Origin of the sequence: Agrobacterium leguminum (assembly GCF_005144435.2) — a bacterium.
Classification (GTDB): domain Bacteria; phylum Pseudomonadota; class Alphaproteobacteria; order Rhizobiales; family Rhizobiaceae; genus Agrobacterium; species Agrobacterium leguminum.
On sequence record NZ_CP120212.1, the window covers coordinates 498,122 to 517,722 of the forward strand.

Consider the following 19,601-nt stretch of genomic DNA (forward strand, 5'->3'; position numbering starts at 1 on the left):
TCCAGACAATTTCGATCATGCAGAAAATGCGTTCTCCATGGCGGAAATAATTTCGCCCAGAGGGAATCATTTCCTCAAATTTTTTATATAGAAAATATATGCAATATAGGCTTTCCAGATGGAAAGCTTTTCCTCCACCGCATGACAAAAGAAACGTCGCTGCTTCGCCGGGCCGCCGCCGCTTTGCCATTCTCGCAGCAGCGGAGGTTTGCGCCTCCCGGGAGCCACAAGCGGTGAAGGCCAAACGTCAGCAGGGCCATTCCACCGCACCATAAAACGAAAATTCAGGCGGATAATGTGAGCAGCACAAGCGAATTTCTCTGGTACATCCCCAATGACGTCAAACCCGGCCACCGGGGCGACGCCGTCAGCGAAGACCACAATAGTCTCGATACATTGACGAGCCACGCCAAAGCGCTTGAAACCCATGGCTGGAAAGGCGCGCTGCTCGGCACCGGCTGGGGACGTCCGGATACATTTACGGTGGCGGCGGCGCTTGCGGCCCGCACCACCGCATTCGAGCCGCTGATCGCTATCCGCCCCGGCTACTGGAAGCCTGCCAACCTCGCATCGGCCGCCGCCACGCTCGACCAGCTTTCCGGCGGTCGAGTTCGGATCAACATCGTTTCCGGCAGGGATGAGCTTGCCGCCTATGGCGATGAAGAAGGCGATCAGACGCAGCGTTATGCCCGCACGAAAGAATTCATGCGGCTGGTGCGGCGGCTCTGGACCGAGGAGAACGTCACTTTTAATGGCGATCATTTCCGGGTCACGAACTCCACCGTTTCGCCACGCATCGCCGCGCGCGAAGGCAGGCCGCATCCCAAACTCTATTTCGGCGGCGCTTCCGAAGCAGCCGAGCAGGTTGCCGCAACCGAGGCCGACGTGCAGCTTTTCTGGGGAGAACCGCTCGCCGGCGTGCGCGAAAGGATCGAGCGGCTCAGGCACTTCAGTGAAAAGCTCGGCCGCGATCTGCCGCCGCTGCAATTCGGCCTGCGGATCACCACGCTGGTGCGCGAAACCACAGCCGAGGCATGGCGCGATGCGGAAGCGAAAGTTGCCGAAATGGCCGCAAACAATGGCGTACGCTGGAACGACCATCTTCAGGCCGTGGCGGTCGGCCAGCGCCGCCTGCTGGATTTGCACCGTCAGAGCGACGTGCTGGACGACAATCTTTACACCGCACCGGGCAAATTCGGCGGCGGCGGGGCGGGAACCACATGGCTTGTCGGTTCGGCGGAAGATGTCGCGGCGTCACTGCGCAAATACCGCGCGCTGGGCATCAGCCATTTCGTGCTTTCCGACACGCCCTATCTCAAGGAAATCGAACGGCAGGGCGAGAGCTTGCTGCCGCTGCTGCGGGACTGATGGGCGTGACTTGAACATGGGCGGCCCGCCTTGGACAAGGCCGCCCTTTTGTTTCTTCGGTCAACCGCCCGCCGCCTTGATGCTCTGACGACCGAGAATCGTTCGGATCATATGGCTCTGCGGCGCATGCGCCCTCGCCGTTATGGCATCGCGGTGATGGCGCTCAAGGTCGTAATCCCGGCGCAGGCCGCGATTGCCGCCAAGCTCCAGCGCCAGATCCGTCACCGTCACCGCATTGTCGATGACCACATGGCGAACAGCCAGCGCATCGGTTCCCACCCGCTCCCCCGCATCGACATCGCGGGCGACGGAGAGAAGGAGGCGTCGGTTCGCCGCAAGCAGCACCTCGATCTGGCCGAGACCTTCCTGAATGCGGGGGATGGAGGACAGAGGTGCGCCAAGACTTGCCGGAACATGGCCATTCAGATGGCGCAACAGATCGTCCCGCGCCGAAAGCGCGACACCGTGATAGACGGAAGCCAGTAGCACGAAGAAATTATACCCGTCCTCCTCATCGCGCCGCAGCGGCTCATCCGCCGGCTGCTCGGCCACAATGTCGGCAAGCGGCACCTGCACGTTTTCCAGCACCAGATCATGGCTGGCTGTGGCGTACATGCCGGTCGCCTCCCATGCTTTTTCCTGGGCGATGCCAGCCGCATCGAGAGGAACAAGAAGCTGGATGAGGCGCGGCGTCTCTTCCGTCGTCACGGCAAGCACGATCGCCCATTTCAGGCCCGGCAGGCCGGTGACGAAGCTCTTGCGGCCATTGACCACCCAGACATCGCCCTCGATCCGCGCCGTCGTTTCCGGCAGGCCGCCATGGGCGGGCGAACCGACACCCGGCTCCGCCTGCGCATTGTTCAGGAGCGCCGGTTCCCTGCTATTGGCGGCCAGTACCTTTGCAGCAAGTGCTGCCGGCCACTTGCCGCGCCGGATCGCGGCATGAACGCTGTAATGCATGGCGAGGATGAGGGCGGTCGATGGATCGCCCCTGGCAATGGCCGTAATGACGGCATGTGCCGTTTCCATGCCCTCGCCCCAGCCGCCATCCTTTTCAGCCGTGACGAGACCCAGCAGGCCGGACTTGAAAAGCGCCCCGAAATTACCGGCGGCGAATTCGCCGCTTTTATCGTGGTCCGCTGCGGTCAGGCTGAAATCCCCGGCCAGCGCGGTTGCAACGGCGACGGGATCTGGCCGCTGCGCCGGCGCGTTCGCAACGGCGGAAAATGCAACGCTCATGCCACCGCCCTTTCATTTGCCGGAACGAAACGGTCGTCGATCCAGTCGCCAAGATCGAAGTCGTTTTCAAGGAAGCCCCACTGATGCAGGAAGTCCTTGTAGTGGCCGACGGCGCCGACAAGATCGGCATCGAGGCCGAGGCCGAGATGGCGGTGAACCTCCGCGCCATTGGCGGCCAGAACCTGTTCCTCCGTCGCACCGGCCTCGCGCGCGATGAAACGACGCGTCTCTTCCGGGTGCTGTTCCGCCCATAGCGAGGCCCTGCCGATGGCGCCAACCAGCCGCTGCACCAGATCGGGGCGCTCATCGGCAAGCCGTCCGTCAACCGTCAGCACCCGTGGCGAACCGGAATTGATGCGGATCTTCGGGTCGGGGTGAAAACCGAACTCAGCCACCTGCACCGCACCGATCAGGTTCGCGGCGGCAATACCAGCCGTTCCCTTCACGAAAATCGCATCGACCTCACCCCGCAACAGCGCGATGATCTCCTCACCGAAGGATTGCCGGCGCTTCAGGCCGAATAGCGACGGCCCTTCCTGCGAGGCCAGCACCGAATCCTTGATGACGATGTCCTTGAGCTCGACATCCTCGACCTTTAGCCCTTCCAGCGAAAGCGCCGAAACAATGCCCTTCAGCGCCGTCGCGCGCATGAAATCGACAATGCCTTCCGGTCTGCGCGGCACGCCGAAACGGCGGCCGACGAGATCGGCAGCAGAGCGGATACCGGTCTCCGGCAGGGTGATGATTGCCTGAAACTCATCCGTCCACGTCACCCCGATGAGACGCGTATTGCGCCCTTCCGAGCGGGCGCGGATGGGCGGCACATTGCCGCCGTGGCGGAAGGACCATTCCAGCGTGTGGTTGAAATGGCTTTGGCGGACGGAACGGTCAGGCGAATCGATGATGGATTTCAACGCTATGCCAACCTCCTCGAAAGTCTCGCCGAGATAACCGAGCTGTGCCGCCAGCCCTACGGGCGTGGGCACCGGGCAGCGTGTGTACCAGATTTCAGAAAGTGTCGTGCTCATGGCTTTGGCCTCGATGAAAGGGAAAGGTCCCGGCCCGCCGCAAGGGGCGAGCCGGGTCTGGCGAAACGATCAGGATGCGGCGATATGCGCGAAGGCGAGGCTTCCCGCCACACCTTCCGCGCCGATGGTGTGATCGGCGATACGCTTGTTGAAGATGGTAATTTCTGGTGCCGCGACGATGTCGATTGCCGGCACGTCTTCAACGAGAATCTGCTGGATTTCCTTCCATTGCGCGACGCGCTTGTCCGGATCGATCTCGATGGCTGCGGCTTCGAGAAGCGCATCCACTTTAGGATTGCTATAGGCAGCGCCATTGGAGAAGGGCACGCCCTTCTTGAAGTTCTTCGACCAGTAGAGCCGCTGAACGCCGACGGTCGGATCGAAGAGATTGCTCATGCCCTCATAGGCAAAATCGAAATCCCGATCCGTGTAGATACGCTTTGTATAGGTGGCGAAATCCTGCGTCCGCACCGTCACATCCACGCCGACCTTCGCCAGCGCCTGGCGAATATAATCCGCACCGCGCGGATAGGCCTCGGTGCTCGGCACATAGTCCAGATTGAGCTTGAAACGGATGCCATCCGCACCGCGCTTGTATCCGGCCTCATCCAGCAGCGCTTCCGCCGCCTTCAGATCGATCGGATAGGTCTTCAGATCGTCCACGAACCATTTGGTCAGCTTCGGGTTGATCGGCCCGGTGATCGTCGCGCCATAACCGAAATTGACCGTGTTGAAGATGACGTTGCGGTCAATCACATGCGCGAAGGCGCGGCGAACGCGGACATCCTTGAACACGTCCTTTTCAAGGTTGAATTCCACGCGGCTGATCGAATTGGTATATTGATAGCCGTTGGTCTCGAAGCCGAGGCTCGGCAGTTCCTTCAGCCGGTCGAGATCGCTATAGGCGACCGGCGTGCTGGGCGCGAGATCGATTTCACCGGTTTCGATGGCAATCGCCCGGGCCGAAGCATCAGGAATGAAGCGAACGATGAGCTTGTCGAGATAGGGGCGCGGCGCATCCCAATAATCGGCATTGCGCTCGAAAACGATATGGCTGCCGCGCACCCATTCCTTGAACTTGAACGGACCGGTGCCGATGGGTGCGAGATTGACCGGATTTTCGGTCACTTTCGTACCCTCATAAAGATGTTTCGGCACGATGGGCGTTTCGGCGGCGGCAAGCGCCGTGATCAGATAGGGCGCGGGTTTGGAAAGAACCAGAACTGCCGTCAACTCGTCCGGCGTCTCGACAGCAATGAGGTTCAGGAATGTATTGCGGCCGCGCGGATGCACTTCCTTGATGGTGTTGATGGAAAAGGCCACGTCGGCGGAGGTGAAAGGCTTGCCGTCATGCCATTTCACGCCGGGCCTCAGCTTGAAGCTGTAACGCAGACCATCCGCGCTCACTTCCCATGATTTGGCCAGCAGCGGCTTGGGATTGAGGTCGAAATCATAGGTCAGCAAACCTTCGGTGACCTTGGGCGATATATAGACGGAATTATAGGCTGTGTGCGCGATCGTCGTCAGCACCGGCGGCTCCGATGAGATGAGCAGGGTGGCCGTGCCACCGCTTGCCGGCTCCGCCGCGTTGAGCTTCAGCCCCGGCAGCGACACCACGCCAAGCGCCACGGACGCCAGCAGAAATCCACGCCGCGTCGTCTGGTTGAAAATAGTCATGCGATACCCTCTCCTTGATTGAACCGGCGAAAAACCGGCAAACTGAACGGCCGCGTTTAGGAAGAAGTTTGTTCCGCAGACGAGAGCGAGCTTGGCATGAAGAACCAATCATTCTCATAAACAGGAATTATCTTTTCTTTATGGCGCATATTTCCGTAAATTTCAGAAAATAATTCTATTACTCTTTGACAAATTCCATAAAATTAGTCAACTAATACCAGCGCCTTCAGGGGCCGATTTCATATTTCCACGCTTACGGACTGGAGCCGATGTCGAATTCGAAACGGATTTTATCGCAGGCAAGGCGGGTTGCCATTCAGGCCATTCCGACGGTTCTCGGTATCGTCATCCTGAACTTCTTCCTGCTGCAGCTGGCGCCCGGCGATGCCGCCGATGTGCTGGCTGCGGAAGCGGGTTCAGCGACCGTCGAAACCATGGCGGAAATCCGCAATCGCTTCGGGCTCGATCTGCCGGTTCTGCATCAGCTGATGAATTATCTCGGCAATCTCGCGCAATTCAGCCTCGGCTTTTCGCCGCGTTACGGCATGCCGGTGGCAGACCTCATCGGCCAGCGTCTGCCCGGCACACTCGCCCTGATGGGCGCAGCACTTGGCATTGCGATTTTCGTCGGCGTGTTCCTCGGCTCGATCATGGCGCTTTTTTCCGGCAAGCTGCCGGACCGGATCATTTCCATCGGCTCGCTGATCTTTTATTCCGTGCCGGGTTTCTGGATCGGCCTGATGCTCATCCTGACCTTCTCAGTGAAGCTCGGCTGGCTTCCCTCGGGCGGCGACAGCACCATCGGCAGCAGCCTCACCGGTCTCGACGCCCTGCTGGACCGGCTGCGTTATATCGTTCTGCCCGCCCTTTCGCTGGCGCTCTATTTTCTGGCGATCTATGCCCGCCTTACCCGCGCAGCGATGCTGGAAGTGAAATCCCAGGACTATGTGCGCACGGCGCGCGCCAAAGGCGTTTCTCCGCTCCGGCTCACGACGCGCCATATCCTGCGCAATGCGCTCATCCCCATCACCACCATGGCCGGCATGCATATTGGCGGCCTGCTCGGCGGCGCGGTCGTCGTCGAAACTGTCTTTAGCTGGCCGGGTCTTGGCCGTCTTGCTTTCGAAGCCGTCATGGCGCGGGATTTCAGCGTGTTGCTCGGCATTCTGCTTCTCTCCTCCCTCGTCGTCATCATCGTCAATGCAGCCGTGGACCTGTTGCAGGCCTGGCTCGACCCCCGCATCGGAGAAAGCCGATGAATTCCTCCCAGACCACCGCTGTCCTCGACACGGCCGAACTCGGCGTCGAAGACAACAATCCCAAACCGAAGAAACCGGAAGAAAAAGCCTGGCCCTATATCCATGCGCCGGATGCGCTTTCGGCCCGTTCCGTCTCCGTGCCCCGGCGCGGCCTGCGGCGGGAACTGAAAATCTTCCTTACCAATCCCAACGCCATCGTCGGGTTGCTGTTTCTCGCAACCGTCATCGTCACTGCCCTGATCGCCCCCTTGATCTATCCCGGGGATCCCCTGGAAATGGTGGCGCGCCCGTTCCTGTGGCCCGGCCAGAATGCCGCCTATCCGCTCGGCACCGATTCCATGGGCCGGGATGTTCTGGCCGGCATCGTGCACGGCGCGCGCATCTCGCTCACGGTCGGGGTCGTCGCGACGCTGATCGGGCTGACGATCGGCATCGCGGTCGGCGCATTCGCCGGTTATTTCGGCGGCGTCATTGACGATATCCTCGTCAAGCTGATTGAAATCTTCCAGACCTTGCCGAATTTCGTGCTGCTCGTCGTGCTCGTCGCCATCGCCCAGCCTTCGGTCACCACGGTCACATCGGCCATCGGCATCATCACCTGGCCGCTCGTTGCACGCCTGACCCGCGCCGAGTTCCGCGCCATCCGCGAGAAGGACTATGTGCTCGCCGCCCGCAGCCTCGGTTACGGCCATGCGCGCATCGTCTTTCAGGAAATCTTGCCTAATGCCCTGCCGCCGATCATCGTCACCTCCTCGGTCATGGTGGCAGGCGCGATCCTGATGGAGGCGGCACTGTCCTTCATGGGGCTTGGCGATCCAAACCGGGTTTCCTGGGGGTCAATGATCGGTTCGGGCCGTGATGTCATCCGCACCGCCTGGTATCTGACCGCCCTACCCGGCCTTGCCATCGTCTTCACCGTCATTTCGCTGAACCTCATCAGCGATGGCCTCAACGATGCGCTCAACCCCCGTTTTTCGGAGGAACGCCGATGAGCAAACTGATTGAAGTCCATGATCTCTCCGTCAGCTTCGGCTCCGCCCAGCCGGTCAAAGGCGTCAGTTTCGATGTCAGCCCCGGCGAAATGCTCGCCATCGTCGGCGAAAGCGGCTCCGGCAAATCCCTGACCGCGCTCGGCCTGATTGGCCTCCTGCCCTCCCACGCCAAGACCGGCGGGCGGGTTCTGCTTGAGGGTCGCGACCTGCTGCCGCTTTCCGAGCGGCAATGGCGCGGCATTCGCGGCCGGGATATCGGCATGATCTTTCAGGAGCCGATGACCTCGCTCAACCCCGTGCTGACGGTCGGCGAACAGATCATCGAGGTGCTGCGCATCCACGAGAAGATCGACCGGCATCAGGCGCGCAAACGCGCCATCGAGCTTCTGGACCTCGTCAACATTCCCGATGCCGGCCGCCGGGTGGATGATTATCCGCACCAGCTTTCCGGCGGCATGCGCCAGCGCGTGATGATCGCCATCGGCGTCGCCTGCAACCCGAAACTGCTGATCGCCGACGAAGCGACGACGGCGCTCGACGTGACGATACAGGCGCAGATCCTGCAGCTGCTCGACAATCTGCGCCGCGATCTCAACATGACCGTCATCCTCATCACCCACGATCTTGGCATCGTGGCGCAATGGGCGGACCGGGTGATGGTGATGTATGCCGGCCGCAAGGTGGAAGAGGGATTGCCGGAACCGGTTTTCTCAAACCCCTACCATCCCTATACGCGCGGCCTGCTTGCCGCCTCGCCGCGTGCGGAAGACGGGCAGCATTATCGCGACGGGCCGCTCATCGAGATTCCGGGCTCCATCGTTTCCGCCACGGGGGAACGCGGCTGCGCTTTCCGGCCGCGCTGTCCAAGCGCCCGCGGTTTCTGCGGGCAGTTCGTACCGCCGCTGCGGCAAATCTCGCAAGGCCGTTACGCCGCCTGCCCCTTCGTTGCTCCCATATCCCACGAGGTATCCGATGGCGCTCTTGTCAGTGCATAGTCTTTCCACCCATTATGCGGGCGGACGCGGCACCGTGCGCGCTGTCGATGACGTTTCCCTCGATATCGAGGCGGGCGAGACCGTGGCGCTGGTGGGTGAATCCGGCTGCGGCAAATCCTCGCTCGGCAAATCGCTGATGCGGCTGGTCGAGCCGTCTTCCGGCCGGATCACCTTCAAGGGCGCCGACGTCACGGCAATGACATCGTCCGAACTGCGCGGCATCCGCCGCCGCATCCAGATGATCTTTCAGGACCCCTTCGCCTCGCTCAACCCGCGCCAGACGGTGCGCACCATCCTCACCGGCCCGCTGAAAGTGCATGGCATCGGTGATCGGGCGCGCCAGCGGGAGATCGTCGAGGCCATCGTCGCGCAGGTGGGCCTGCCGGCGGATTCGCTCGACCGTTATCCGCATGAATTTTCCGGCGGCCAGCGTCAGCGCATCGGCATTGCCCGCGCGCTGGTTCTGGAACCGGAACTGGTGGTCTGCGACGAGCCGGTTTCGGCGCTCGATCTTTCGATACAGGCGCAAATCCTCAACCTTCTGGTGGAGATGAAGAAGCGGCTTTCGCTGTCCTATCTCTTCGTTTCCCACGACCTTTCCGTAGTGCGTTATTTCTCCGACCGCGTGCTGGTCATGTATCTCGGCAAGATCGTGGAAAGCGCGCCGACATCGGAACTCTGGGCTTCCCCGAAACACCCCTATACGCGTGCCCTTTTGGCCGCCGTTCCCGATCCCGCTCGCCGCAAGCAGGCCGCGCCGATTTCCGGCGACCTGCCGAGTCCGCATAACCCGCCATCCGGCTGCCGGTTTCACACACGCTGCCCGCTCGCCACCGATCTCTGTCGCGAAAAAGCGCCTGACTATACCCTTTTCGGCAAGAACCACGCCGTGGCCTGCCACCATGCCCAATAACTTAAAGGAGCAACCATAATGGTCGACTATCGCTATCTCGGACGCAGCGCGCTGAAAGTTTCACCGCTAAGCCTCGGTACGATGATGTTCGGAGGCCCGACACCGGATGACGTGGCCTTCCGCATCATCGACAAGGCGCGCGAGCAGGGCATCAATTTCATCGACACGGCCGATGTCTATCACGACGGCAAGTCGGAAGAAGTCGTCGGCCGCGGCATCAAGGCTAGCCGCGATCACTGGGTTCTGGCGACGAAATTCGTCAATTCCCACACCAAGGGTCCGAACCTTGGTGGCCATTCACGCAAATGGGTGATCGAAACGGTCGAAAATTCGCTGCGCCGCCTCAACACCGACTATATCGACATCCTCTATTTCCACCGCGCCGTCTTCGATGCGCCGCTGGAAGAGCCGGTACGCGCTATCGCCGATCTCATCCGCGCCGGCAAGCTGCGTTACTTCGGCGTGTCGAACTTCCGTGGCTGGCGTATCGCCGAAATTTCGCATCTGGCCGACCAGCTCGGCATCGACAGGCCGGTTGCCAGCCAGCCTCTCTACAACATCGTCAACCGCACCGCCGAAGCCGAGCAGTTGCCGGCGGCCAATCATTATGGCCTTGGCGTGGTGTCCTATTCGCCGCTCGCACGCGGCGTGCTGACCGGGAAATACCAGCCGGGCGAACAGCCGGGCGCAGATACCCGCGTTGGCCGTGGCGACAAGCGTGTTCTGGAAACGGAATGGCGTCCGGAATCGGTCGAAATCGCCCAGAAGGTCGCAGCCCATGCCGCTTCGAAGGGTGTTTCGGCGGCGGATTTCGCGCTTGCCTGGGTGCTGAACAACAAGTTCGTCACCGCCGCCATCACCGGCCCGCGCACCGAAGAGCACTGGGACGGATATATCCGCGCGCTCGATGTGAAGATCGATGCGGAAGATGAAGCGCTGGTCGACAGCCTCGTCACCACCGGCCACCCCTCCACCCCCGGCTTCAACGATCCGAGCCATCCCGTCGAAGGCCGCGTGCCGCGCAATCTCGAACCCGCACACCGCCCGGCACTCAAGCCGCGCGCGGTCGCCTGATCGTCCAGAAGACCACGCCTGCGGCGCACCCGTGCCGCAGGCCCTCACATCCGCTCAGGGAAAACCGCAATGTCCAATCCGAAACTACAGACAACCACCACCGACAATGCCGGCGTACCGAGCCGTGACGAGATTCTGGCCCGGGCAAAGGACATTGCGGCCATCGCGGCCAGGGATGCCGCCCGTCGCGAACGCCAGCGGGAACTTCCTTTCGATATCTTCGCCCTCATCAAGGAGGCGAAGATCGGCACGCTGCGCATTCCCGAAGCCAAGGGCGGACCGGGCGGTTCGATTGCCGACTATATCGAAGTGCTGATGATCCTCGGCGAAGCCGACAGCAATATTCCACACGCGCTGCGCAGCCATTTCAATTTCACCGAAAACCTCGCTCTCGCACCCATTGAGCTGGAGGACCGGCGGCATCTCGAACATGTGCTTGCCGGCAAGCTCTTCGCAGGCGCCAGCACCGAACAGGGCACCAAACGCCCCGGCGAAATTACCACACGGCTGAGTGCGGATGGTGACCGCTACCGGCTGAACGGCCGCAAATGGTATGCGACAGGCACGGCCTTTGCCGATTTCGGCACCTTCAGCGCCATTGGCGATGACGAGCAGCCGATCGGCGTTCTCATTCCGCTCGATCGCGCCGGCATCACCATTCTCGACGACTGGGACAGCATGGGCCAGCGCATGACGGCGAGCGGCGGTGTTCTGCTGGAAAATGTCGAGGTGCTGCCGCATGAATTGACGACGCGCAAGCTCGGCACCCAGATCGGCCGCCACAGCTCGGCCATGCGGCAGCTACACCTCGCCGCCTCGGCGGCCGGCGCCGTTCAGGGCGCGCTGAAGGACGGCGTGGAATATGTTCTGCGCCAGGCGCGCACCACGCTTCACAGCAGCGCCGAAACCGCCAATCAGGACCCCTTCGTGCAGAAGATGCTCGGCGAAATCAGCGCTGGCGCTTTCGCGGTGAAGACCCTGATCCGCGAAGCGGCGAGAACGCTCGACCGCACCGCCGCCGCCTTCGCCACCGGCGACGAAGAGGCGATAGAGGCGGCCCTGCTGGAAGGCTCGCTCGCCACAGCCCGCACCCAGATCATCGCTTCTCAGCTTTCGCTGACGGTCGCCACCAATCTTTACGAACTCGGCGGCGGCTCGGCGACATCGAGCGAGCGGAATTTCGACCGCCACTGGCGTAATATCCGCACGGTCTACAATCACAATCCGCTCGCCCACAAGGCGCGAGTGATCGGTGATTATTACCTGAACGGCACCACGACCCACCTCAGGGAAGGCCGGGTGTTCTGACTATGCGGAAGATGCAGGCGGCAAAGGAGGAACAGCAATGAGACCGGAGTTTATCGCTCCCGCCGCGAGCCGGGCAGCTTTTCGCCTGCCCACACTTTCCCGGCTGCCGCCGCTGACCGCCTTGCGCGCCTTTGTCGTCGCCGCCCGCCACGCGAGCTTTTCGCGGGCGGCGGAGGAGCTGCATGTCTCCACCGCGGCCATCGGACAGCAGGTGCGAATTCTCGAAACCCATCTCGGCCAGCCGCTTTTCAGCCGCCAGCGCGGTGAATTGCTGCTGACCGATGCTGGCAGCGCACTTTATCCCGGCCTTGCCGATGCTTTCGAGACAATGATCGGCAGTCTTTCCGACCTGATGGTTTCGAACGCCCGGCCGCAGCTGAAGGTTCTGGCGGAAGGTTGCTTTGCCGCCCGCTGGCTGGCGCCGCGGCTGGGCAGCATCGTTCCGGCGCTCGGAGACGTGGAGCTTTCCATCGAATCCCTAGAGAGCGAAACCATCGATCTCACCCATTTCGATGCGGATTGCGCCATCGTCGCCACTCATGCGCAGATTCCGGGCTTCATTCATGAGCCGCTTTTCGCCGATACCGTCAGCGCCGTCTGCACCCCGGAATTCACTATCCGTCATGGGCTTACAGAAGAACCGGAGCGCTTGCGGGATCTCGGCTTTGCGATGTTGCGTGGCAATGGCCTGGACCCGGCCTTCGAATGGGCGAACTGGCTTCGCGCCTGCCGCATTCCGCTCAGGCTTTCGGCAAGCGGCCCGCGTTTTTCACGCCAGACGGCGTTGATAGAGGCGATCTCATCCGGCCACGGTATCGGCCTCGTGCGCCATTCCCTGATTTCGGAAGAGCTGAAAAACGGCCGGCTGATCGCACCCTTTGGCGCACCGCAGCCGACCGCCAGCCGTTATCACCTGCTGACCAGTCCTGACAGGCGGCGGCTGCCGGAGGTCGCATCTCTACTCGCTTTGTTGCGCGAGGATATGCGTTCTCTCGAGGCCGCCGCCTGAACACGCCCGTCCCACCTCAGGCGCGTTCCCTTTGCAACTCTCTGGCCGCGTAGATATTGTCCAGCCGGGGCAGGCCGTAGTGATCTCGCAGCGTGTCGCCCTCATAATCCTCGCGGAACAGCCCACGCTGCTTAAGGATCGGCACAACCCCGTCGACGAAGTTATCGAACCCGCCATTCAGCCATGGCGGCATGATATTGAAGCCGTCGGCCGCACCCTCACGGAACCAGGTCTCTATCCAGTCCGCCACCTGTTCCGGCGTTCCGGAAATCACCTTGTGGCCGCGCCCGCCGGCAAGCCGGTGCAGCAATTGTCGGATCGTCGGATTTTCCCGGTCGATGACATCGAGAACCAGCTGATGGCGGCTGCTATCCGCCTGCGCGCGTGTCGCCTCCACGGCCTCCTTCGGCAAGGGCTGGTCGAGATCGGCCGATGAAAGATCGATGCCGGTGATGCGCTGCAATTGCCCGAGCGAAAAAGCCGGCTGGATGAGATCGTTGAAAGAGGCCTCGAGCCTCAACGCCTCCTCTTCGGTTGACGCGATGAAGGGGCTGATGCCCGGCAGGATTTTCACATGGGCGGGATTGCGCCCCGTGGCCGCAACGCGCCGCTTGATGTCGGAATAAAAAGACCGCGCACTCTCCAGAGTCTGATGCGCGGTAAAGATTGCCTCGGCATAATGGGCGGCGAAACCGCGCCCTTCCTCCGAGGAGCCGGCCTGCACATAGACCGGCCGGCCCTGCGGTGAACGCGGCACGTTCAGTGCGCCCCGCACCCGATAAAATTCGCCATCGTGATTGGCAGGATGGATGCGGTCGGTATCGGCGAAAAGGCCGCTTTCCTTATCCGCAACAATGGCGTCATCTTCCCAGCTGTCCCAGAGCTTCGTCACCACATCGACGAACTCGATGGCCTGACGGTAACGGTCGGCATGCGGCGGATGCTTCTGGAGATTGAAGTTGCCGGCAGCCGCATCCGCCGAAGTCGTCACGATGTTCCAGCCCACCCGGCCGCCGCTGATATGATCGACGGACGCGAACAGCCGCGCAAGATTATACGGCTCGTAATAGGTGGTGGAGGCCGTGGCGATGAAGCCGATCTTTTCGGTGACGGCGGCAAGGGCCGCCAGCATGGTGATCGGCTCCAGCCGGTGGCGGGCGGCATAACGGATATTGGCGTCCAGCACCGGCGCATCGGCAAAAAAGATGGCATCCAGCTTGGCCGCCTCGGCCTTGCGGGCGATATCCTGATAGAGCTTTATATCGGTGACGCGATGCGGCTCGGAGTCCGGATGCCGCCAGGCCGCCTCGTGATGTCCGCCCGGATAGATGAAGGCATTGAGAACCAGCTTCTCGGATTTTCTGCTCATGGAAATGACCTCTTATTCGCTCTGATGCGGCTTGAAACCGAAGGAGGCTCACGCCTCCTTCGTCACCCAGGCCTTGGCGAGATTGCCGTTCAGCCCCTCCGCCCCGGTCGCATAATCCTTGATGCGCACGTTGCCGACGACCGGCTGGATGGGGGAGACGAGATTGATGACGGGAAGATCTTTTGCGATAACGGCCTGAAACTCCTTGAAGAAGGCGGCGCGTTTTTCGATATCCGGCTCCACCGCCGCCGCTTCCAGCAGCCGGTCCACTTCCGGATTGGCGTAGTGGCTGGCATTGGAGAATGGCAGGCCGATCTTGAAATTCTTGCTCCAGTAGACGCGCTGCACGCCCGCTGTCGGATCGAAGGTGTTGGAGAGGGATTCCACCGAAAGATCCCAGGCGCGGTCGGTATAGACCACCTTCACATAGGTGCCGAAATCGAATTTCTGGATATCCGCCTCAATGCCGATTTTCGACAGCGCCTGCGCGATGAAATCCGAATAGGTCTGCGGGTTGAACGGGTTGGTGGTAACCCGGAGCTTGATGCGCTTGCCGCCATCCTTGCGCGGGAAACCGGCCTCATCCAGCAGCTTTTCAGCCTGTGCGACATCGAACTTGGCGAAACCGATATCCGGATTGTGGAACTTCGCAAGGCCGGGGCTGATCGGCGTTGGCGACGGGACGGCATAACCATAAAGCACGGTATCGATGAGCGCCGGAACATCGATGGCATGGGCGATGGCCTGCCTGACCTTCAATTCCTTGAGATATTCGTTCTCAAGGTTGATCACCAGCTGGTTCTGCTGGCCGGCATAGGCATAGATGCGGTCATCCACCTTCAATGTGGGAATGGATTTCAGCCGCTCCAGATCGGCAAGCGCCACAGGGTTCGGGCCGATATCGCCTTCCCCGGTTTCCAGCGCCGCCGCGCGGGCGCCCGCATCGTTGATGAGGCGGATGATGACGCGGTCGAGGTAAGGGCGCGGCGCGTCCCAGTAGTCCGCATTCTTTTCCAGAAGAATATGACTACCCGGCACCCATTCCTTCAGCACGAAGGGGCCGCTGCCGATGATCTGGGCGGGTTTCGGATTATCCGTCGGCTTGAAGGTCTCGAAGATGTGCTTCGGCACGATGGGCGATTCCGACGAGGCGAGCGCGGTGATCAGGCCCGGCGCCGGCTTGGAAAGCTTCACTTTCGCGACCAGCGGATCGGAGGCATCGACACTTTCAACATGCGAGAAAGTGGCGCGACCGCGCGGATGGGCTTCCTTCAGCCGCAGAATGGAAAATTCCACATCTGCCGATGTCACCGGTTTGCCGTCATGGAACTTCGCCTTCGGCTGCAGATGGAAGACATATTCCAGCCCATCGGCCGAAACGCTCCATTCCCTGGCGAGGCTCGGTTTGGGCGAAAGCTCGTAATCATAGGTCAAAAGCCCATCGTAAATCTTCGAGCCGATAAACTGCGGACCGCCCGCACTGGTATTGATCGCCACGAGCTGGGTCGGCTCGGGAAAATAAACAATCTTGAGCGTGCCGCCCGAAACTGGCTCTTCGGCAGCGGCAAACGAACCGCCCGGAAGGGCGACGAAAGCGCCGGCGGCAAGTGCAATTTTGTGAAACTGGCGTCTGGAAATGGTCATGTCTATCTCCGAAAAAATCCGATATGCGGGCGTGGCAATTCAGTGCAGCTGCGGGAACCCGTGGCGCTCGGCGAGGATTTGCAAAATGCGTTTGGTGTCCTGAATGAAATGCGTCTCGCCTTTGGCCGTAGCGTCGCTGGGTGCGTCGCCGGCAAAGATGAACAGCGGCAGCGACTGATTTTCCTCGCCCACGGCTGCGATGACAGCCTCACGCGGGCGCTGGAAACCGACGCGGCAGATATCGATACCGGCGGCAAGATCCGGAAAGGCGGCAAGCAGGCCTTCGATCTGGTTGCAATGCGGGCAGACGAAGCGGACACCGGGGTGCTTGGGGTCTTCAAAACCGGGGGCGATCAAAAAAAGCGTATCCTTGGCCATGGCATCCATCATGTGAGGGTGAGATTTCCAGCTCACAGTGCAGGCCGCCAAAGCACGGGTCCAGAAAGCAATTTTTGCTTCGCGGCGAAGAATTGCTTTTCGCTAAATTATTGATGAAACTTATTTTTTCGAAATTTTCGCAGATGGCATCGCTGTTTCGCCCGACCTGTTTCATGCGCAAAGTTTTTCCCTGAAACGGGCTTGCCGCGCGAAGGTGCAAAAAAGGATGGAAGGTGGATTTCGGCAATAAAAAACCCGGCAGAATTGCCGGGTTCTGGTGAGATGCTGTTGGCGTAAAACCTCTCCTTCGTCATGCTCGGGCCTGTCCCGAGCATCTGCAACCTACAAGGCGAGGATGCCCTGGCAGATCCTCGGTACAAGACCGAGGATGACGTCGAATGCGGAGGAAAATTCGTCACAACTCTCGCGCCGCAGGATCGCCGGATTTCTGTCCTCACTCGCCTTTCCAGGCCGTCGCCAGATCGCCATAAGCAATGTCGATGGTCGTCACGAGCGATTTCAGGCTGGTATTTCGCAGAATGACGGTCGGCAGGGCTACGATAGAGAAATTCGGCAGATCGTCGCCGGTGATTTTCTGGATATCGTGGAACTGCCCGGCCCGTTTCGTTTCGTCCACTTCAATCGCGGCCGCACGGAAAAGATCATCCACCTTTGGATTATTGTAATGGGCCGCGTTGACATAGGGCGCGGGTTTCTTGATCCCGTCAGACCAATAGAGGCGCTGCACGCCCGCCGTTGGATCGAACAGCCGGCTGATGCCATTCACCGTCAGGTCAAAACCGCGCTCCGTATAGACCCGCTTGATGAAGGTGGCGAGATCGCCTTCGACAATATCCACCTTCACGCCGAGTTTGCCGAAGGATGAGCGGAGATATTCGGCGGTTTTGCGGAAGACGTCGGAAGGCAGGAAGGCCAGCCGCAGCGAAAACCGGGTGCCATCCGCACCCTTCGGATAGCCCGCTTTGTCCAGCAGCTCGTTCGCTTTGGCGAGATCGAAGGCATAGGTGAAAGGCTTCTCGTCATTATAGGCGGTGAAGACAGCCGGAATGTTCGAACCGGCAGGTTTCGCCGTCCCGAAGAAAATGGCGTCGTTGATGAAATTGCGGTCGATGGCATGGGCCAAGGCATGCCGGACTTCCTTTTTCGCAAGGATCGGATTTTCGAGATTGAATTCGAACACGGCGGCATTGTTGAGATAGGAGTCGGTATAGACCTCCACCGCAAGCTTCGGATTTTGCCGCAGACGCTCCAGATCGCTATAGGACACATCGGCAGTATAATCCGCCTCGCCTGTTTCCACGGAAATGGTGGTGGAAGCCGAATCGGCGACGAAACGGGCCACGAAACCGTCGAGATAGGGAAGATCGGCCTGCCAGTAGTTCGGGTTCTTCTTCAGCTTCACATAGCTGCCGCGTTTCCATTCCTCGAAGACGAAGGGGCCGGTGCCGACTGGCGCGTTACCATTGGGACTTTCGTTATAATTTTCCGAAGCATAGGCATGGGCCGGCAGAATGGGCGTTTCGCCGCCTGTCAGCGCCCGCAGGAGATAGGGCGCGGGCTTGGAAAGCACCACCACGGCCGTCAGCGGATCGGGCGTTTCGATATCGGCAACATTGGCGAAGGTGATGCGCCCGCGTGGACCGACCTTCTTGAAGGCCAGCAGGGAAAATTTGACATCCTGCGACGTGAAATCCTTGCCGTCATGCCATTTGACGCCCTTGCGCAGCTTGAAAGTGTGGCGCAGCCCGTCGGCCGATGTTTCCCAGCTTTCGGCCAGAACCGGGTGCGGTTTGAATTCGCTGTCGAACCGTACCAGCCCTTCGAGGATTTTCGTGGAAATGGCGCGGGTGCGCGTATTGGAATCGGAGAGCGGCACCAGCGTCGTCGGCTCGCCAAGGCCTGCAAGGGTGACGATGCCGCCCTTTTTCGGCGTTTCGTCCGCCAAAGCCGGCAGGGAGGGCAACAGCATTGCCCCGGTTAACGCTGCACTCAAAAGCAATGTCTTACGTCTTGTAATATCCATGGATGTTTCCTCTTGCAGGCTTGTTTTCAAATGTTCACGCAGGTTTCAGCCGGGTTTCCACCAGCCGGGCAAACAGAGTGGCGCCGACGGGCAGGATGGCATCGTCGACGATGAAACCGGGATTATGGGCGGGCACCGTGCCGGAATGGCCGAGGGTGAAAAACGCGCCGGGCGCGTGTTTCAGGAGATCGGCGAAATCCTCGCTACCCATGAAACGGCCGGGCTCGGTGGAAACGCGCTCGTCTCCCAGAACCTCACGCGCCACGCCGGCGACGATCCCCACAGATGCATCGTCATTGGTAAGAACCGAGAATATGTCGCGAATATCCACCTCGGCGGTGAGGCCGTGCGCCGCGGCAATGTGATCGGAAATCGTGCGGATGCGCTCTCTTATGGTTTCGCGCACGCTGTCGGAAAAAGCCCGAACCGTGCCTGCAATCGCTGACGTTTCGGGAATGACGTTATAGGCCGATCCCGCCTCGATACGCGTGATCGACAGGACGGCAGGATCGGTCGGCGACACATTGCGGCTGACGATGGTTTGCAGTGCCTGGATCAGTTCACCCGTCGCCGGCACCGGATCACGCGAAACATCGGGGTGAGCAGCGTGGGCACCCCTGCCCTTCAACCGGATGTCGAAGAAATCCGCCCCCGCCAGAATGGTGCCGGGCGAAACCTTCAAATGATTGGGCGCGGCATGGGAGGAATTGTGCAGCCCGTAAATCTCGTCGACGGGGAAATCCTTGAACAGCCCGTCGGCGATCATGGCACGCGCGCCGCCGAGACCTTCCTCGGCAGGCTGGAAAATGAACACCACCGTGCCGGCAAAATCGCGGGTTTCCGCCAGATAACGGGCGGTGCCGAGCAGGATGGTGGTGTGCACATCATGCCCGCAGCCATGAAACTTGCCGGGATAGACCGACGCATAGGGCAGACCGGTTTCCTCCGGCATCGGCAGGGCATCCATATCCGCCCGCAGCCCGATGGAGCGATTGCCCGCATGGCGGCCGCGCAGCACGCCGACCACGCCGGTCTTGCCATAACCGCGATGCACCTCAATGCCCCAGGAGGCGAGCTTTTCGGCGACAATGCCGGAGGTGCGGACCTCCTCGAAACCGATTTCCGGATGCTGGTGCAGATCATGGCGGATGGAGACGAGCTCGGGAACATAGGTCCCGATCCGGTCTATGATTTTGGGTGCGGGCGCTTTGACGGGATCGACGGCGATATTCACGGTATCTCCTCAGGGCAAAAAATATCGTTCTCGCAATCTCGGCGATTGCGAAGGCTGGGTTTCGGGACTG

General features: G+C 60.8%; 17 protein-coding genes. 8 read left to right on the plus strand and 9 right to left on the minus strand.

Features of this window, described 5'->3' with window-relative positions:
- Positions 1–297 precede the first annotated feature (297 nt).
- A complete protein-coding gene (locus CFBP4996_RS16785; protein WP_080854474.1) occupies positions 298–1,368 on the plus strand; it encodes an LLM class flavin-dependent oxidoreductase in 1,071 nt (356 codons plus the stop codon).
- A gap of 60 nt (positions 1,369–1,428) precedes the next feature.
- Here CFBP4996_RS16785 and CFBP4996_RS16790 read toward each other — a convergent pair whose 3' ends face one another.
- From CFBP4996_RS16790 to CFBP4996_RS16800, 3 genes are all read right to left on the minus strand, one after another.
- Positions 1,429–2,607 carry an acyl-CoA dehydrogenase family protein gene (locus CFBP4996_RS16790; RefSeq protein WP_080854473.1) on the minus strand — a complete coding sequence of 393 codons (1,179 nt, stop codon included), beginning with the start codon at positions 2,605–2,607 and terminating at the stop codon, positions 1,429–1,431.
- Positions 2,604–3,635, minus strand: coding sequence for an ABC transporter substrate-binding protein (locus tag CFBP4996_RS16795; protein WP_080854472.1), 1,032 nt, complete (start codon positions 3,633–3,635; stop codon positions 2,604–2,606). The genes CFBP4996_RS16790 and CFBP4996_RS16795 overlap by 4 nt, the downstream gene beginning before the upstream one ends.
- A gap of 69 nt (positions 3,636–3,704) precedes the next feature.
- Positions 3,705–5,312: an ABC transporter substrate-binding protein gene (locus CFBP4996_RS16800; RefSeq protein WP_080854471.1), complete on the minus strand. Its 1,608-nt coding sequence runs from the start codon at positions 5,310–5,312 to the stop codon at positions 3,705–3,707.
- 269 nt (positions 5,313–5,581) lie between these two features.
- On the opposite strand from CFBP4996_RS16800, the gene CFBP4996_RS16805 reads away from it, so the two are divergent.
- From CFBP4996_RS16805 to CFBP4996_RS16835, 7 genes are all read left to right on the plus strand, one after another.
- Entirely contained in the window at positions 5,582–6,571 is a 990-nt protein-coding gene (locus tag CFBP4996_RS16805) for an ABC transporter permease (RefSeq protein WP_080854470.1), read from the plus strand.
- Positions 6,568–7,563, plus strand: coding sequence for an ABC transporter permease (locus CFBP4996_RS16810; RefSeq protein WP_035221195.1), 996 nt, complete (start codon positions 6,568–6,570; stop codon positions 7,561–7,563). The genes CFBP4996_RS16805 and CFBP4996_RS16810 overlap by 4 nt, the downstream gene beginning before the upstream one ends.
- Positions 7,560–8,558 (plus strand): ABC transporter ATP-binding protein, encoded by a 999-nt coding sequence (locus tag CFBP4996_RS16815; RefSeq protein WP_080854469.1) that lies wholly within the window; start codon positions 7,560–7,562, stop codon positions 8,556–8,558. The genes CFBP4996_RS16810 and CFBP4996_RS16815 overlap by 4 nt, the downstream gene beginning before the upstream one ends.
- On the plus strand, positions 8,536–9,471 hold the full coding sequence (locus CFBP4996_RS16820) for an ABC transporter ATP-binding protein (protein ID WP_080854468.1): 936 nt from the start codon (positions 8,536–8,538) through the stop codon (positions 9,469–9,471). The genes CFBP4996_RS16815 and CFBP4996_RS16820 overlap by 23 nt, the downstream gene beginning before the upstream one ends.
- A gap of 18 nt (positions 9,472–9,489) precedes the next feature.
- The gene (locus CFBP4996_RS16825) at positions 9,490–10,545 is read left to right on the plus strand and encodes an aldo/keto reductase (protein ID WP_003524705.1); all 1,056 of its coding nucleotides are present in this window, start codon (positions 9,490–9,492) and stop codon (positions 10,543–10,545) included.
- A 69-nt stretch (positions 10,546–10,614) separates the two neighbouring features.
- A complete protein-coding gene (locus tag CFBP4996_RS16830; RefSeq protein ID WP_080854467.1) occupies positions 10,615–11,853 on the plus strand; it encodes an acyl-CoA dehydrogenase family protein in 1,239 nt (412 codons plus the stop codon).
- A gap of 37 nt (positions 11,854–11,890) precedes the next feature.
- A complete protein-coding gene (locus CFBP4996_RS16835; protein ID WP_080854466.1) occupies positions 11,891–12,862 on the plus strand; it encodes a LysR substrate-binding domain-containing protein in 972 nt (323 codons plus the stop codon).
- Between the two features lie 16 nt (positions 12,863–12,878).
- On the opposite strand, the gene CFBP4996_RS16840 is transcribed toward CFBP4996_RS16835, so the two are convergent.
- From CFBP4996_RS16840 to CFBP4996_RS16865, 6 genes are all read right to left on the minus strand, one after another.
- Positions 12,879–14,231, minus strand: a complete 1,353-nt coding sequence (locus CFBP4996_RS16840) for an LLM class flavin-dependent oxidoreductase (protein WP_080854465.1) — start codon at positions 14,229–14,231, stop codon at positions 12,879–12,881.
- 48 nt (positions 14,232–14,279) lie between these two features.
- On the minus strand, positions 14,280–15,875 hold the full coding sequence (locus tag CFBP4996_RS16845) for an ABC transporter substrate-binding protein (protein WP_080854464.1): 1,596 nt from the start codon (positions 15,873–15,875) through the stop codon (positions 14,280–14,282).
- A 39-nt stretch (positions 15,876–15,914) separates the two neighbouring features.
- Positions 15,915–16,265 carry a DUF3088 domain-containing protein gene (locus CFBP4996_RS16850; protein WP_080854463.1) on the minus strand — a complete coding sequence of 117 codons (351 nt, stop codon included), beginning with the start codon at positions 16,263–16,265 and terminating at the stop codon, positions 15,915–15,917.
- Positions 16,266–16,360: 95 nt separating this feature from the next.
- On the minus strand, positions 16,361–16,567 hold the full coding sequence (locus tag CFBP4996_RS16855) for a hypothetical protein (protein ID WP_137396268.1): 207 nt from the start codon (positions 16,565–16,567) through the stop codon (positions 16,361–16,363).
- Between the two features lie 140 nt (positions 16,568–16,707).
- Positions 16,708–18,297 carry an ABC transporter substrate-binding protein gene (locus tag CFBP4996_RS16860; RefSeq protein WP_162936089.1) on the minus strand — a complete coding sequence of 530 codons (1,590 nt, stop codon included), beginning with the start codon at positions 18,295–18,297 and terminating at the stop codon, positions 16,708–16,710.
- A gap of 34 nt (positions 18,298–18,331) precedes the next feature.
- Positions 18,332–19,531 (minus strand): M20 aminoacylase family protein, encoded by a 1,200-nt coding sequence (locus CFBP4996_RS16865; protein ID WP_080854461.1) that lies wholly within the window; start codon positions 19,529–19,531, stop codon positions 18,332–18,334.
- Between the last annotated feature and the right edge of the window lie 70 nt (positions 19,532–19,601).

Coding starts and splice junctions, on each gene's coding strand:
- CFBP4996_RS16790 (WP_080854473.1), bottom strand. CDS start 2,607: ATGAGCGTTGCATTTTCCGCCGTTGCGAACGCGCCGGCGCAGCGGCCA.
- CFBP4996_RS16795 (WP_080854472.1), bottom strand. CDS start 3,635: ATGAGCACGACACTTTCTGAAATCTGGTACACACGCTGCCCGGTGCCC.
- CFBP4996_RS16800 (WP_080854471.1), bottom strand. CDS start 5,312: ATGACTATTTTCAACCAGACGACGCGGCGTGGATTTCTGCTGGCGTCC.
- CFBP4996_RS16805 (WP_080854470.1), top strand. CDS start 5,582: ATGTCGAATTCGAAACGGATTTTATCGCAGGCAAGGCGGGTTGCCATT.
- CFBP4996_RS16810 (WP_035221195.1), top strand. CDS start 6,568: ATGAATTCCTCCCAGACCACCGCTGTCCTCGACACGGCCGAACTCGGC.
- CFBP4996_RS16815 (WP_080854469.1), top strand. CDS start 7,560: ATGAGCAAACTGATTGAAGTCCATGATCTCTCCGTCAGCTTCGGCTCC.
- CFBP4996_RS16820 (WP_080854468.1), top strand. CDS start 8,536: ATGGCGCTCTTGTCAGTGCATAGTCTTTCCACCCATTATGCGGGCGGA.
- CFBP4996_RS16825 (WP_003524705.1), top strand. CDS start 9,490: ATGGTCGACTATCGCTATCTCGGACGCAGCGCGCTGAAAGTTTCACCG.
- CFBP4996_RS16830 (WP_080854467.1), top strand. CDS start 10,615: ATGTCCAATCCGAAACTACAGACAACCACCACCGACAATGCCGGCGTA.
- CFBP4996_RS16835 (WP_080854466.1), top strand. CDS start 11,891: ATGAGACCGGAGTTTATCGCTCCCGCCGCGAGCCGGGCAGCTTTTCGC.
- CFBP4996_RS16840 (WP_080854465.1), bottom strand. CDS start 14,231: ATGAGCAGAAAATCCGAGAAGCTGGTTCTCAATGCCTTCATCTATCCG.
- CFBP4996_RS16845 (WP_080854464.1), bottom strand. CDS start 15,875: ATGACCATTTCCAGACGCCAGTTTCACAAAATTGCACTTGCCGCCGGC.
- CFBP4996_RS16850 (WP_080854463.1), bottom strand. CDS start 16,265: ATGATGGATGCCATGGCCAAGGATACGCTTTTTTTGATCGCCCCCGGT.
- CFBP4996_RS16855 (WP_137396268.1), bottom strand. CDS start 16,567: ATGACGAAGGAGAGGTTTTACGCCAACAGCATCTCACCAGAACCCGGC.
- CFBP4996_RS16860 (WP_162936089.1), bottom strand. CDS start 18,297: ATGGATATTACAAGACGTAAGACATTGCTTTTGAGTGCAGCGTTAACC.